General features: G+C 27.8%; 11 protein-coding genes. 10 read left to right on the top strand and 1 reads right to left on the bottom strand.

Going from position 1 to position 13843, the window contains the following annotated elements; genetic code table 11:
• Positions 1-63: 63 nt before the first annotated feature.
• The 5 genes from Q1J60_RS06655 to Q1J60_RS06635 all read left to right on the top strand — a co-directional run bounded on the left by Q1J60_RS06655 (position 64) and on the right by Q1J60_RS06635 (position 6023).
• Complete coding sequence (locus Q1J60_RS06655) at positions 64-969, top strand: carbohydrate ABC transporter permease (protein ID WP_300259816.1); 906 nt, start codon at positions 64-66, stop codon at positions 967-969.
• Positions 966-1823 carry a carbohydrate ABC transporter permease gene (locus Q1J60_RS06650; RefSeq protein WP_300259814.1) on the top strand — a complete coding sequence of 286 codons (858 nt, stop codon included), beginning with the start codon at positions 966-968 and terminating at the stop codon, positions 1821-1823. The genes Q1J60_RS06655 and Q1J60_RS06650 overlap by 4 nt, the downstream gene beginning before the upstream one ends.
• A gap of 19 nt (positions 1824-1842) precedes the next feature.
• Positions 1843-2712 (top strand): PIG-L deacetylase family protein, encoded by an 870-nt coding sequence (locus tag Q1J60_RS06645; RefSeq protein ID WP_300259812.1) that lies wholly within the window; start codon positions 1843-1845, stop codon positions 2710-2712.
• 12 nt (positions 2713-2724) lie between these two features.
• Entirely contained in the window at positions 2725-5070 is a 2346-nt protein-coding gene (locus Q1J60_RS06640) for a glycoside hydrolase family 65 protein (protein WP_300259811.1), read from the top strand.
• A 77-nt stretch (positions 5071-5147) separates the two neighbouring features.
• Entirely contained in the window at positions 5148-6023 is an 876-nt protein-coding gene (locus tag Q1J60_RS06635) for an HAD family hydrolase (RefSeq protein ID WP_300259809.1), read from the top strand.
• A 205-nt stretch (positions 6024-6228) separates the two neighbouring features.
• Here Q1J60_RS06635 and Q1J60_RS06630 read toward each other — a convergent pair whose 3' ends face one another.
• Complete coding sequence (locus Q1J60_RS06630; RefSeq protein WP_300259807.1) at positions 6229-6396, bottom strand: hypothetical protein; 168 nt, start codon at positions 6394-6396, stop codon at positions 6229-6231.
• 185 nt (positions 6397-6581) lie between these two features.
• Between Q1J60_RS06630 and Q1J60_RS06625 the strand changes: the two genes are divergently transcribed.
• The 5 genes from Q1J60_RS06625 (at position 6582) to Q1J60_RS06605 (ending at position 13731) form a co-directional block, all read left to right on the top strand.
• On the top strand, positions 6582-6857 hold the full coding sequence (locus Q1J60_RS06625) for a hypothetical protein (RefSeq protein WP_300259805.1): 276 nt from the start codon (positions 6582-6584) through the stop codon (positions 6855-6857).
• 12 nt (positions 6858-6869) lie between these two features.
• A complete protein-coding gene (locus Q1J60_RS06620) occupies positions 6870-7052 on the top strand; it encodes a hypothetical protein (protein ID WP_300259803.1) in 183 nt (60 codons plus the stop codon).
• Between the two features lie 282 nt (positions 7053-7334).
• Positions 7335-7862: a hypothetical protein gene (locus Q1J60_RS06615; RefSeq protein ID WP_300259801.1), complete on the top strand. Its 528-nt coding sequence runs from the start codon at positions 7335-7337 to the stop codon at positions 7860-7862.
• Between the two features lie 471 nt (positions 7863-8333).
• Positions 8334-13046 (top strand): S8 family serine peptidase, encoded by a 4713-nt coding sequence (locus Q1J60_RS06610; protein WP_300259799.1) that lies wholly within the window; start codon positions 8334-8336, stop codon positions 13044-13046.
• A gap of 448 nt (positions 13047-13494) precedes the next feature.
• Positions 13495-13731 carry a branched-chain amino acid ABC transporter substrate-binding protein gene (locus tag Q1J60_RS06605; RefSeq protein ID WP_300259797.1) on the top strand — a complete coding sequence of 79 codons (237 nt, stop codon included), beginning with the start codon at positions 13495-13497 and terminating at the stop codon, positions 13729-13731.
• Positions 13732-13843: the final 112 nt, after the last annotated feature.

Here is a 13843-nt window from a genome sequence, read left to right as displayed (position 1 = left end):
TAATTTATTTAGGGTTATGAGCAATTTTAAAAATTTGTCTAGTGTTTTAAAGGAGGATACTACATGGAATTAGTTAAAAAGAAAAGAAGAACACCAGGAACTTTAGGAAAATACTTTTATGTTTTTGTATTGCCAGCTTTAGCTATTTACTTAATATTTAGTATTGTACCATTTTTGTACACAATATTTTATAGTTTCACTAATTATACAGATATAAATCCTATTAATTTAAGTTTTGTTGGATTTCAAAATTACGCTAAGGTATTTTCAACACCAGTCATGATGATTGGTATTAAGAACTCAGTAATATATGCTATAGCTCTTACGGGGCTACAAACAGTTTTAGCATTACCGTTAGCTGTGTTATTAGATAAAAAATTAAAAAGCCGTAATTTATTAAGAGCTGTATTCTTCTTTCCAGCAGTATTCAGTTCATTAATAATAGGTTACTTATGGAATTTTATACTTTCATCATCAGATTATGGGTTAGTAAATAATATATTACATTCTTTAGGGTTAGACACTATAAATTTCTTCACAACAAATAAAGCTTTATTTTCTGTAATTTTTACTCAAGCTTGGCAATGGACAGGGTGGGCAATGGTTATATTCTTAGCTAATTTACAATCAATACCTAAAGAGTTATATGAAGCTGCAAGTATTGATGGAGCTGGAAGTTTGAAACAATTCTTTCATGTAACACTTCCATTAATGTGCCCATCAGTAAAAATAATCGTTGTTACAGGACTTATAGGTGGTATGAAAGTTTTCGATATTATATATTCAATGACTTCAGGAGGCCCAGGAAATGCTACTGAAACAGTTATGACTGTTATGATGAAAAAAGGTATTTCAGATGGATTCTATAGTACAGGAGCAGCATTTGGAGTATTATTCTTTATTATAGTTCTTGTAATAAGTGGAATAACAACAAAATTAATGGGGAAATGGAGTGAGTCTATATCATGATGAATAAATTAAAAAGTAGTGGAATTAAGAAAAAAGATAAAAAACTATGGGGATTAGAATTAGCAATGATTCTATTAGCTGCTATATGGTTTATACCAATTTATTATCTTATAGTAACAACTTTTAAATCTCCTCAAGAAGCGACAGCTAGTCCATTAGGAATTCCTAAGACTTGGGTTTTTGAAAATTATTCCAATGCGTGGAAACAAATGAGTTTTCCAAGAGCTTTTGGAAATACAGTTTTTATAACTGCTACAGCAGTTATATTGATTGTTGTTTTTGGATCTATGGCTGGATATGCCTTAGCTAGAACAAAAACTAAACTTGGAAATCGTATGTTTTTACTTTTCCTTGCAGGATTAATAGTTCCATTCCAAATGAATATAGTAAGTTTATATAAAATCGTAAAGAGTTTACATCTTATGAATAGTGCATTTGCTGTAATATTAGTAAACGTAGCTATAAATACACCTCAAGCAATATTTTTATTTAAAGAATTTATAGAAGCTACTATTCCAATGGAGTTAGAGGAAGCTGCAGATATTGATGGATGTGGAGTATTAAAAAAGTTTTTTAGAGTTATATTACCACTTTTAAAACCAGTTATTTCAACTGTAGTTATAATAGTAACTTTAAATGTTTGGAATGAATTCTTAACACCTTTATTATTCTTACAAAGTAGAGAAAATGGAGTTATTTTACAAGAGGTATCTAGAAATATAGGTCAATTCTCAACTGACTGGACAGCACTTTTCCCAATGTTAATGTTAGGAGTTGCACCTCTTATGGTATTCTATATATTTATGCAAAAATACATAATAGGTGGAGTTACAACAGGAGCTGTTAAAGGTTAAATGTCAAGGTGGTGATCTTATGAGAAATATTAGTATAGATAAAGATTTTGGAAGTATTATGGTAATTGTCCCTCACGAGGATGATGAATTGCTTATGACAGGAGGAATAATAAAAAATGCACTAGAAAGTGGACTTGATGTGAAGGTAGTGATGGCTACTAATGGAGATTATGCTTGTGAAGATTATTCTGTGGGAAGGGCAAGAATTAGTGAAAGCATAGAAGGGTTAGAGCTTTTAGGGTTACAAAGTGAAAATTTAATAGTACTTGGATATGCTGATACTGGAATGCCTAAAGAAAAAAGCTTTTTATGGAATCTATATGAAGAAAAGGATGAAAATAAAATTTTAGAGTCTAGTTGTTCAAATGAAACTTATTCTTTAGAAAATCATAAAGAATATCACTTTAAAAGTTTTAATGAACATAGTAAATATACTAGGAAGAATTTTCATGATGATTTATCAGCAGTAATAGAAAAATACATGCCAGAAAATATTTTTACAACCTCTGAGTTTGATATCCATGGAGATCATAGTGGTTTATATTATTTTGTAGTTGAAATACTAAAAGAAATTAGGAAAAAAAATAATTATGCACCTAACTTATATAGTGGAATAGTACACTCTTGTGATGGGGATGAAAATTGGCCTATTATTACGGATGAAATTAGCGAATTTACATGTCCAAAACTTTTAGAAGAAACTTCAAACTTAAAATGGAGTGAAGCATTAAGTTTTATTGTACCTAAAGAAATGCAATTTAATAACAGTAAAGAAAATTTAAAGAGAGAAGCAATTTCTAAACATAGGACAGCATTGAAACCAGATGCCATTGAGTTTTTATATTCTTTTGTAAAAAAGAATGAGATTTTTTGGGAAATAAAGTGGTGAGGAGAGAGTAATATGGAAGATTATAGAGAGCCTATTTATAAAATAGAGCCTTGGAATATAACAGAAGAAGAATTTCTTTTAAAAAATAATTATAGAAATGAAACAACATTTTCATTGGCTAATGGATATATAGGTACTAGAGGCACCTTTGAAGAGGCATATGATTTTGATGTTGAAACAGGATTAGAGGGAAACTTTGTCAATGGCTTTTATGAAAGTGAGTATATAAAGTATGGAGAATGGAATTTTGGTTTTCCTACAGAAAGTCAATCACTTTTAAATCTTCCAAATGCTAAAATAATAAAGCTATTTATAGAAGATGAAGAATTCAGTATGCTTACAGGTCAAATAGAAGAGTATAATAGAGTTTTACATATGAAAGAAGGAAGGATAACTCGAGATCTTATATGGATATCACCGAAGGGTAAAAAAATAAAAATTAGCATAAGTAGATTTGTTAGTTTTAATAATAAAAATTTAATGGAAATACGTTACAAAGTTACTCCTTTAAATTTTAGTGGGAATCTAAAATTTATCTCTGCTATTGATGCAGGGGTAGAAAATCATACAAGAAAAACTAATCCTTTAGTTGATTATGGTCCTTTTGGTAAAAGGCTTTTAAAGGATTATATAGATTCTATAAAAGATGAACTTTATTATGAGGGAACAACATTAAATAGTGAACTTACAATAGCTTGTGGATCAGTAAACAAAATATCAGCAGAAAACTTTATAAGAAAGAATTTTAAAAATTGTGAGGTTTGTGAGGTATCTTATGAATTTACTGCCAAGGAAAATGAAGAAATCATATTAGATAAGTTTATTGCATATACCACATCTTTAGATATGAATGAGGAAAAGCTAAATGGCTTTATAAAAACTATTTTAAGTGATGCTAAGAAAAAAGGATATACAGAAGCTGAGAGAGAGCAAAAGCAATATGTTGAAGAATTTTGGAGAACAGCTGATGTAGTTATTGAAGGGGATAATGCACTTCAACAGGGAATCAGATTTAATCTTTTTCATCTTATGCAATCAGCTGGTAGAGATGGTAAAACTGGAATGGGAGCTAAAGGGTTAAGTGGAGAAGGATATGAAGGACATTATTTTTGGGATACAGAAATGTATGTACTTCCTGTATTTGTATATACTAAGCCAGATTTAGCTAAGAAATTACTAGATTATAGATATTTTACCTTAGATAAAGCTAGGGAGAGAGCAAGGATATTAGGACATGATAAAGGAGCATTATATCCATGGAGAACAATTAATGGAGAGGAAGCATCAACATATTTTCCTTTAGGAACGGCTCAATATCATATAAATGCAGATATAGCATATGCATTTAAACTTTACGTAGATGTTAATGATGATTTTGACTATTTAAAGGATAAAGCAGCTGAAGTTTTATGTGAAACTGCAAGGGTTTGGGCTGATGTAGGATCATTTTCTGAGTATGTTGGAGATAAATATTGTATTTGTGCTGTAACTGGACCAGATGAGTATAATGCTATAGTTGATAATAATTTTTATACTAATCTTATGGCGCGTGAAAACCTTAGAGATGCAATATGGGCATTAAATAAGATTAAAGAAAAGGACCAATTAGCTTATGATAGTCTAGTTAAAAAGATTGATTTAAAAGATGAAGAAGTAGAATATTGGAAAAAAATAATTGAAAACATGTATTTTCCTTATGATGAGAAAAGAGGGATATATCCTTTAGATGATGGCTTTATGAAGAGAAAGCCTTGGGATGATTCAAAAATATCTCCAGAAAAGAGACATCTTCTTTATGAAAATTATCATCCTCTATTTATATTTAGACAAAGGATGTCAAAGCAAGCTGATTCAATTTTAGCAATGTATCTCCATAGTAATTTTTTCACTATAGATGAATTAAGAAGAAACTATGATTTTTATCAAGAAGTAACATTACATCATTCCTCTTTATCAACTTGTATATTTGGTATTTTAGCTAGCCAAATTGGATATGATGATGAGGCTTATAAGTATTTTTCACAGTCAGCAAGAATGGATTTAGATGATTATCACAATAATTTTTATGCAGGAATTCATGCTGCAAATATGGCAGGAACTTGGCAGGCAATTGTAAATGGTTTTGCAGGACTTAGAACTAATAAAGGAATTTTAGAATTAAATCCTACAATACCAAAGTCGTGGAAATCATATAGTTTTAAAGTTTTCTACAAGAAGAATCTATTAGAAATAAAAATTTCTAAGGATGAGATTCAAATGAAATTAGTAGAGGGAGATAATTTAGAATTATATATATATGGAGTCAAGGTGTATCTTGAAAATTTAGAAGAGATAATACAAATACCAGTTAAATTATAGTTTAGTTGGTTAGAAATAATATTTTTAATTTGCTCTGATTAAATTGATTATTAATAAGATAAAAGGGAGAGTGTTTTATGGATAATGGATATAAAGCTATCTTTTTTGATTGGGATGGTACTGCTGTAACTTCTAGGACAGCACCAGTAGATGGGATAGTTTCGAGAATGAAGGTTTTGCTTAATAAGGGGATAAAACTAGCAATAATTAGTGGAACTACTATTGAAAATATTGCTGGTGGAAGATTACAAGATTATTTTACTGAAAAAGAATTAGAAAATTTATTTTTAGGATTAGGTAGAGGAGCATATAACTATAAATTTAATAAAAATAAAAATTTAGAGTTATTCAATAATATGATACCAGAAAAATCAGTTTTTTTGGATGTACATAAAGCTTGTTTTGATATTCATATGAAGCTTTTAGAAGACTATGATTATAAGACAGATATAGTTTTTAGTAGACCTAATTATTGCAAAATAGATCTTATGGTTGATAGTAATAGAGGAGAGCAACTATTTCTTCAAGAAAATGAGGTTAATATATTAAAAGAAAATTTGATTAAGCATGGATTTAATGGAGGGGTTTTAGGACTTATTAAAATCGCTGAAGAAATAGGGAGGAAATATGGGTTAGATTTAGTGGTAACAACAGATGCCAAATACTTAGAAGTTGGAGTTTCTAGTAAAAGTGATAATGTAAATACAATTTTAACGTATTTTAAAGATGAATTTGGGATATTGCCAGAAGAATGTAGTTTTTGGGGTGATGAATATATAGGAATTGATGAGGGCTTGTATGGTAGTGATAGTTTTATGATTACTGATTCATCAAAAAGTGGAGAGTTCTTTGATGTTTCTAATTTAAAAGGAAAAAGACCAGAAGAAGTAATAATTTTATCAGGGGGCGTTGAGAGATTCTTGGAATTTTTAAGTTCACAAGAAAATTTATAAATTTTAGAATTGGACTAGTTAATAGCAACTTATTCCTATAGAATAAAAATAAAATTTTAAAAAGTGTTTTATTAAAAAATTAAGTTTGATCTATATATTAATTAAAAGAGGGAGTTTTATTTCAAATAAAGCTCTCTCTTTTATTATTAGTATTTTATAAATATCTTTGTAAGTATTTAATGTTGAAAGTCAGAATATTTAATTTTTATAAGTTTCTAACTTTTCTATGACCACAAGCTGGACATTTGAAAACAAGTTTATTTTCTGAATCATAGTCGTAAGCAAAAGGATTTTCATCCATTTCTTCTCCACAGATTTCGCAGATTTCTTTTATTTTAATATTCTTACTATTTTGTGCATTATTTCTTTTCAATTTAAATTCTCCTTTTAAATATAAAGTTTAAAATTATATAGTTAAATTAATCTATATAAAAACAATACATCTTTTTTATTTTTACTTCAATTGTAATATTTTTTATAAAATATATAAGAAATATTGTGGAAAAAATATCAATATATATAATTAAATGTATATATGAAGTGAAGGAGAGAGAATCCATGATAATTAAAAGATTAAGGGCGTATTTAAAAAAGAACAAAGTATCTATTTTATCAGTATTATTATTAGCATGTATGTTCTTTGGTATTTGCAAAAGTACAAAGATATATTCATATGAAAAAAGATTGGAGGAACAATTTAAGTACAGTATTAGTCAATTTGCGTATGCAACTTTAAATTCCAATGGAGAAGAAAGGAACGAGGAGATTTACGCTAATATGAAAGCTTGTAAGGAGGTTGTTGGTCTTTGGGATGGAAGAGGGTATTACACTTAGAATGAAATAACTTTGTTAAGAGCTTTTTGTAATTTAGATTATTATTGGAAAGTAGAGCGTGAAAGAATAGATTTGTTATTGTCTAATAGTGATTTTGGATGGCTTATATATGATATATCCATGAATTTAGAGAATATTAATTACATTAAAGATTTTATTGATTTAATAAATGGAGATGTTAAACCAAAAATTTGATTATTTTCATAAATAAAAATTATGTTATTGATTTCAGAAAAAACTGGTAAAGTTTTACTGTTTGTGTTATTATATAAAATATAATAATAAAATGTTAACAAAAGTTATTTTATTTTTAGGTTTTAAGATTTTACTAAAAATGAAAGCATGTATCAAAAGTTATTTTGATATACGCCAAGCAAAATAGAAATTTTAAAATATTAATAAGCTATAAAACTTAACATATGACTGAAGATTAAATATATTTAAAGAAATAATATTTCTTGACGAAGGAGAACAGCAATGGGAATTACGACATATAAGACAAAGAATGGAAATTTTATAATTGATTCTAAAAAACTAAATGAAAAAGTTACTGAAATTTATAAAACTTATGGATTTAATCTTAATTTATATGAATTTGAAGATGACATAGATAAGGTTTTTTATCTTAGATATGCAGTTATGAAACTTAAGGAAGAAATATCTGGAATAAAAAGTAAATCTCAAAAGCAAAAACTAGCTGAAAATTGGTACGATATGATGTCAGAAAAATTTGGTGATAACTGGGATAAAGAAAATGCTTGGTGTAAGTATATTTCAGAGAAATACATATTAGTAGAAATTACTCCTAAGGGTAAAAAAGTTCCAGAATCTTATTATGATACAAAGATAGAGGCTATTATGGAGTTCTTAAAAATGGGAGCTTGTGATGACATTAAGGTTTTTAGAGGTACAGTTGTATGTAAAGATATTTTGGGGGAAGAAGTTTTAATTTCCTTTAGAAAAAAAGATGATTATGTATTTCCTCCATTTCGTAAAGGATTTTAAATGTTATAAATAGATAGCGTTTTAAAATAAGCTTATAGGGTTTAATAAAATATTAAACTCAATAAGCTTATTTTTATTCTTGTAATTAACGCTATGAATTATTTATTAATAAATTATTAATAACATTAATTATAATTTATGAAATAGTAAAATTTATGTTTTTAAAAAAATTAATATATAAATGTGTTTGATAATTAAAGTAATACTGCCTTTTAAATGGGTTTAATAAAATTTATTCACAAAAAATTAATAAAAAGAATGCTTTTAAAAAATTAACTAATAATGTATAATCTATTAAAATATAAATAAAGTGTTAAGTGATATTAAAAGATTAAGGGATTAATGAAATAATTAATTTCATTGGTTTTTTATATAAAGCTTAAAATTTTTTATAATATAAATATTTAGTAGGGGCAACTAAGTATTTATTATAAAAATCTATAAATAACATAAAAAAAGGGGGACAATTTAATGAAAGAACAGAAAAAACATATGAAAAGGTTTTTATCCTCAACACTAAATGGATTGGTGGTATTAGCTCTTATAATACCTAATAGTGTAGGAACTAATGTAATGGCAGAGGAAGTCAATAATGGGACAAGTTCAACAGTAAGAAATTTAGAGAATATTGCTAGGGATGAGCTTTATTTTAAGTATCAAAATCCAAATGAAGTAGTAAGAGTTATAGTTGAACTTGAAAAGCCAGCAGCTATAGAGGAAGCTAAGGCTGAAGGTGAGAAAAAACCATCTGAAGCAAAAATTCAAGAAGTAAAAGAAGAACAAAAAGATGCTAAAGATGAAGCAGAAGAAATTACAGGAGAAAAGATAAATAAAAGCTTTGGAACTTTAATAAATGGATTCAGTATTGATACAAAAGTTAAAGATATAGATGAATTAAAGAAGATTGATGGTGTAAAAAGTGTAAAAGTTGTAAAGACTTACTATCCAGCTATGAATTCTGCTAAAGATTTGACACAAGCAGTAGAGGTTTGGAAAGAGTTAGGATTGAAAGGTGAAGGAATGGTTGTTTCTATTATAGATTCAGGAATAGATCCAACTCATAGAGATATGAGAATAACAGATTCATCAAAAGTTAAGCTTAAAAAAGAAAATTTAAAAGATGGACCAGGAAAATATTTTACAGAAAAAGTTCCATATGGATATAATTTTGCTGATGAAAATGAAAATATTATAGATACAAATCCAAAAGTAGATATGCATGGAATGCATGTAGCAGGAATAGTTGCTGCAAATGGAAGTGATGAAGAGGTTGCTAAAAATGAGGCGATAAAAGGAGTTGCGCCAGAAGCACAATTATTAGCTATGAAAGTTTTTTCAAATAATCCAAATAGACAAGGAGCTGCTGAGGATGATATAGTAGCAGCTATTGAAGAATCTGTTAATCAAGGAGCAGATATAATAAATATGAGCTTAGGATCTTCAGCTGGATTTCAAAAAGAAGATGATCCAGAACAAATAGCCGTTAAAAAGGCTGTAGATGCTGGGGTAGTAGTGGTTGTTGCTGCTGGGAATTCACAATATTCAACAGCTCCATACAAGGTTCCAGATATAAAGGATACTGGTTTAGTAGGAGCTCCTGGAACAGCAAATGATGCACTTACAGTAGCGAACTATCATAATAGTAAGATGCTATTACCAACAATAAAATTTGAAGGTAATGGTGAGACAGTTAATATACCATTTATGTTATCAGGAGAAGAAAATAATCTTAATTTAGATAAAGAATTTGATTTAGTAGATTGTGGACTTGGAAGAATAAAAGATTTAAAAGGAAAAGATTTAAAGGGAAAAGTTGCATTAATAAAAAGAGGAGAATTATCTTTTGGAGATAAAATTTTAAATGCACAGGCATATGGTGCTAAAGGTGTAATAATATACAATGTAAATGGTGATGAGTCATTTATAAATATGGCAACAGATTCAAAGGTTAAAATCCCATCAGTATTTGTTAAAAATTCAGATGGAGAAAAATTCAAAAAGGCTATTAATAGTAGTTTAAAGATAAAATTTACAAACAATAAAATATTAGTTGCAAGTAGTAATGCAGGTGATTTTGTTGAATCATCATCATGGGGACCTACTCCAAGCTTAGATTTTAAACCACAAATATCTGCACCAGGAGGAAATATATATTCAACTATAAATGATAATAAATATGGTATTAAGACGGGTACATCAATGGCAGCACCACATGTTGCTGGAGGAGAAGCATTAATAGTTGAAGGGATTAAAAAAGAAAATCCAAATCTAAAAGGAAGAGATTTAGTAGAATTAGCAAAAAATACGGCAATAAGTACTTCAAAAATAGAGATGGATAAAAATAATCCTAATATACCTTATTCACCTAGAAGACAAGGAGCAGGATTAATTCAAATAGAGGAAGCTCTTAAAAATAAGGTTGTAGTATTAGATGAAAATAATAATTCTACTGTGGCATTAAAGCAAATAGGAAATGAGAAAGAATTTACATTAACATTAAAAAATTATGGAGATAAACAAGCTGAGTATGATGTTGAAAATTTAGGTGGAGTTTTAACAGAAACTAGTGATACTTTAAACACTATGTCTCATGATGTGAAGATTGAGGGAGCAAAGGTTTTTTTTGATAAAAATAAAGTTATTGTTCCAGCTAATGGGACAGAAACTTTAAAAGTAAAACTAACAATCCCTAAATCTGTTTCAGAGGATAGATTTGTTGAAGGATTTATTAAATTTATAGGAAAGGATGTACCATCATTATCAGTTCCTTTCATGGGATATTATGGAGATTGGGGAAAAGATCAAATAATAGAAGCTATGAATTGGGACAATGAAAATAAAAAGTTCATAGTTCCATCAGAAGTATTAACAAATTTAAATGGATCAATTGGGTATAGATTAGGTTTAGGAGATAAGGATAAGGATAGAAAGTTTAAAGTAGATCCTAACAAGATAGCTATATCACCAAATGGAGATGGGAATGGTGATATTATAGCACCGTATTTATATTATTTAAGAAATTCTAGAGTTACTGAATTAGAGTTATTAGATAAAGATAAAAAATCTTTAGGAGTTATAGGACATGAAGATTATATAAGAAAAGAAGAATATAGTAACCCAAGTGGAAGTGGAAAATCTCCAAACTTATTCAAAAACTTAGTTTGGGATGGAAAGCTATATAATTCAAGTACAGGAGAAAAGGAAGTTGTACCAGAAGGTCAATATTATTTAAATATAAAGTCAAAAGTTGATTATGATAATGCTAAATATCAAGATTTAATTGTTCCAGTACAGGTTGATCTTACTGAACCTAATATTGAAATAATTTCAGGAGAAAAAGTATCAAGTAATAAAGATGATAGTGAAGTAGATTATAAATTAGAATGGACTGCTAAGGACAATATTGCTATTGTACCAGACATAGCTACGATATATGTAAACGGTAAAATTGTACGAGCTAATATAAGTGAGGATAAGGGCGTTTATAGTTGTGATATAAAGTTAAAAAATAATGATTTAAATCAAGTTAAAGTAGCTATGAACGATACCGCATTTAATTTAGGTGAAGTATCTAAAAATATAAAGGTTGAATCTTCAAATTCATTAATAAAATTTGATGGTAACTTTGGAACTTCAACTTTAAGCGTTGATAATTCTTTAGAATATTTAGTAAAAGGAGTAGTATTAGGTCCAGTAAAAGAGTTTAAGTTAAATAATGAAGAGGTTAAGGTAAATGAAGATGGAACTTTTGTACATAAAGTTGCTTTAAAAGAAGGAATGAACAAAGTTAATATTTATGCGAAAGATGAAAATGGAAAAGTATTATATAATTATGCTAGTAATATATTATGTGATACTAAAGCACCTATAATAAACTTATCATCTCCAAGGGTAGAATCAGATGGTATAGTTATAACTAATGAAGATAAAATAAATATAAAAGGTACTGTTGAGGATAATACATTTGGATATAAGTTCTATAAAAATGACACTATTCAGTTAGACGTTGAAGATAGAGATAAACCAGGGAATAATAGTACAAGAAGAGAGTTTTCATATGAAGTGCCTGTAAAAGATGAAGATGTTATAGTATTAAAGGCAGTTGATGTATTAGGTCATCAAACTTTTAGAAAACTTACTATTAAGGTTGATAAAGATGCTCCAGAAGTAACAATTGGAGGAATATCAGATAAAGGAATATACAATAAGGATGTAACTCCAAAGGTAGTTTCTAATGAAGATGCTCAAATTAGTTACTTATTAAATGGAAAAGATTATGATGGAAAAACGCCTATTTCAGAGGATGGAGACTATGAGTTAATTGTAAAGGCTACAGATAAAGCTGGAAATAAAACAGAAGTAAAAACTAATTTTACTATAGACAAAATACCAGCCAATATTTCTTTTAATAACATTGAAGAAGAAAAAGTATATAACAAAGAAATTATTCCTGAAATAGCTAGTAATGAAGAAGCTACTTTAAAATATACTTTAAACGGAAAAGAATATGATGGTAAGTCTAGCATAAAAGAAGATGGTGATTATGTTTTAAATGTACAAGCAATAGATAAAGCTGGAAATTTATCAAACAAAGAAGTTAAATTTTATTTAGATAGAACACCTGCGAATATATTTGTAAGTGGAATTGAAGATGGTAAAGTTTATAATGAATCTGTTACTCCAATAATTGAAACTGATGATAAAGAAGCTAATTTAAAATATACTTTAAATGGAAAAGAATATGATGGAAAATCAAGAATAGAGGAAGAGGGTAAGTATATTTTAAATGTTAAAGCTTTAGATAAAGCAGGAAATCCATCAGAAAAAGTTGTTAATTTTGCTATAGACAGAAGTGCCTTAAAAAATTCAGAAAATGATTATCCAAATAAAAATAAGAAATATAATGAGCCTATTGATGAAGAAATAGTACAAAAGCCTGAAGCTAAAACGGATTCACCAGAGGAATTAAAGGATAATAAGCTTAAAGAAAAGAATAAAGTTAGTAAAGAAAATAAATCTAATGAGGAGAGCTTAGCTAAAGATGAAACTCTTCTTAAGAAAGAAGGATTACTACCAACAACAGGACAAGTTCTTGGTGGATCTATACTATCTTTAGTAGGAGCTGTTATGACTGGGATTGGAGCTGTTTTCTTAAAAAGAAAAAATAAAAATAAGGAAGAATAGTTAATAAAAAATATTAAAATCAATTATAGATTTTTAGTATAGTTTAATGGAGTGTATTTAAAAGTATAAATAAAGATAAAGAGTTTTCTTATAGGATAGACAAATAAATTTGTTCATACTTAGGAAGGCTCTTTATTTTCTTACTAATAAATATTAGTAGCTTATAGAAAATATTTACATAGACAGCTAATAGGAGTATAATAAAAGTGTAAAGAGGAGATATATTACAACAAAATAAGGTTTAAATATACAAGCTTAAAATCGGTTGATTTAAAAATGTAAACGTTTATTAGATCTTGGGTTTTTAATCTTGATTTTTATTAACAGTGACTTAATTCTCCTTTCGTAAGATATAGCTTGGATTAAAATTTATATATTCTTATGACTTTGTATACTAACATGATTGATTTTAAGGTAATTTATTATTATTAAAAAGGGGTGGTGTACTATGTTACACAAAGGTAATGAAAGAATAAAAATAACTTTTAATGAACACTTTTTAAGTAGAATAGATTTTATGAGAGCTGTTGTTAGATACTTGATTAAAAATGATATGGATTGTAAAGTAATAGATTTTTATCATTTAATAGTTGATGATAAAAAATATTATCTAAGAGATCAAAATTTAACACCTGAAGGTGCAAAGTGTATTCAAAACGCGATTTTGATTCCTGTGGATGAGTAAAATTTAAGATTTGTGTATAAATTAAAAAGATTAGGAGTTTTAAAAGTAATTCTCTTAATCTTTTTAATTTTTATCTAATTTAGCTAAATATTAATTTAGATATATGTAAGCA

Source organism: Clostridium sp. (assembly GCF_029258205.1).
GTDB lineage: Bacteria > Bacillota > Clostridia > Clostridiales > Clostridiaceae > Sarcina.
This window is presented reverse-complemented; position numbering and strand designations above follow the sequence as displayed.

Bases quoted from the DNA above. Each gene is read 5' to 3' on its own strand.
- Q1J60_RS06615 (WP_300259801.1), top strand. From the start codon at position 7,335: ATGGGAATTACGACATATAAGACAAAGAATGGAAATTTTATAATTGAT.
- Q1J60_RS06605 (WP_300259797.1), top strand. From the start codon at position 13,495: ATGTTACACAAAGGTAATGAAAGAATAAAAATAACTTTTAATGAACAC.
- Q1J60_RS06625 (WP_300259805.1), top strand. From the start codon at position 6,582: ATGATAATTAAAAGATTAAGGGCGTATTTAAAAAAGAACAAAGTATCT.
- Q1J60_RS06655 (WP_300259816.1), top strand. From the start codon at position 64: ATGGAATTAGTTAAAAAGAAAAGAAGAACACCAGGAACTTTAGGAAAA.
- Q1J60_RS06640 (WP_300259811.1), top strand. From the start codon at position 2,725: ATGGAAGATTATAGAGAGCCTATTTATAAAATAGAGCCTTGGAATATA.
- Q1J60_RS06650 (WP_300259814.1), top strand. From the start codon at position 966: ATGATGAATAAATTAAAAAGTAGTGGAATTAAGAAAAAAGATAAAAAA.
- Q1J60_RS06610 (WP_300259799.1), top strand. From the start codon at position 8,334: ATGAAAGAACAGAAAAAACATATGAAAAGGTTTTTATCCTCAACACTA.
- Q1J60_RS06635 (WP_300259809.1), top strand. From the start codon at position 5,148: ATGGATAATGGATATAAAGCTATCTTTTTTGATTGGGATGGTACTGCT.
- Q1J60_RS06645 (WP_300259812.1), top strand. From the start codon at position 1,843: ATGAGAAATATTAGTATAGATAAAGATTTTGGAAGTATTATGGTAATT.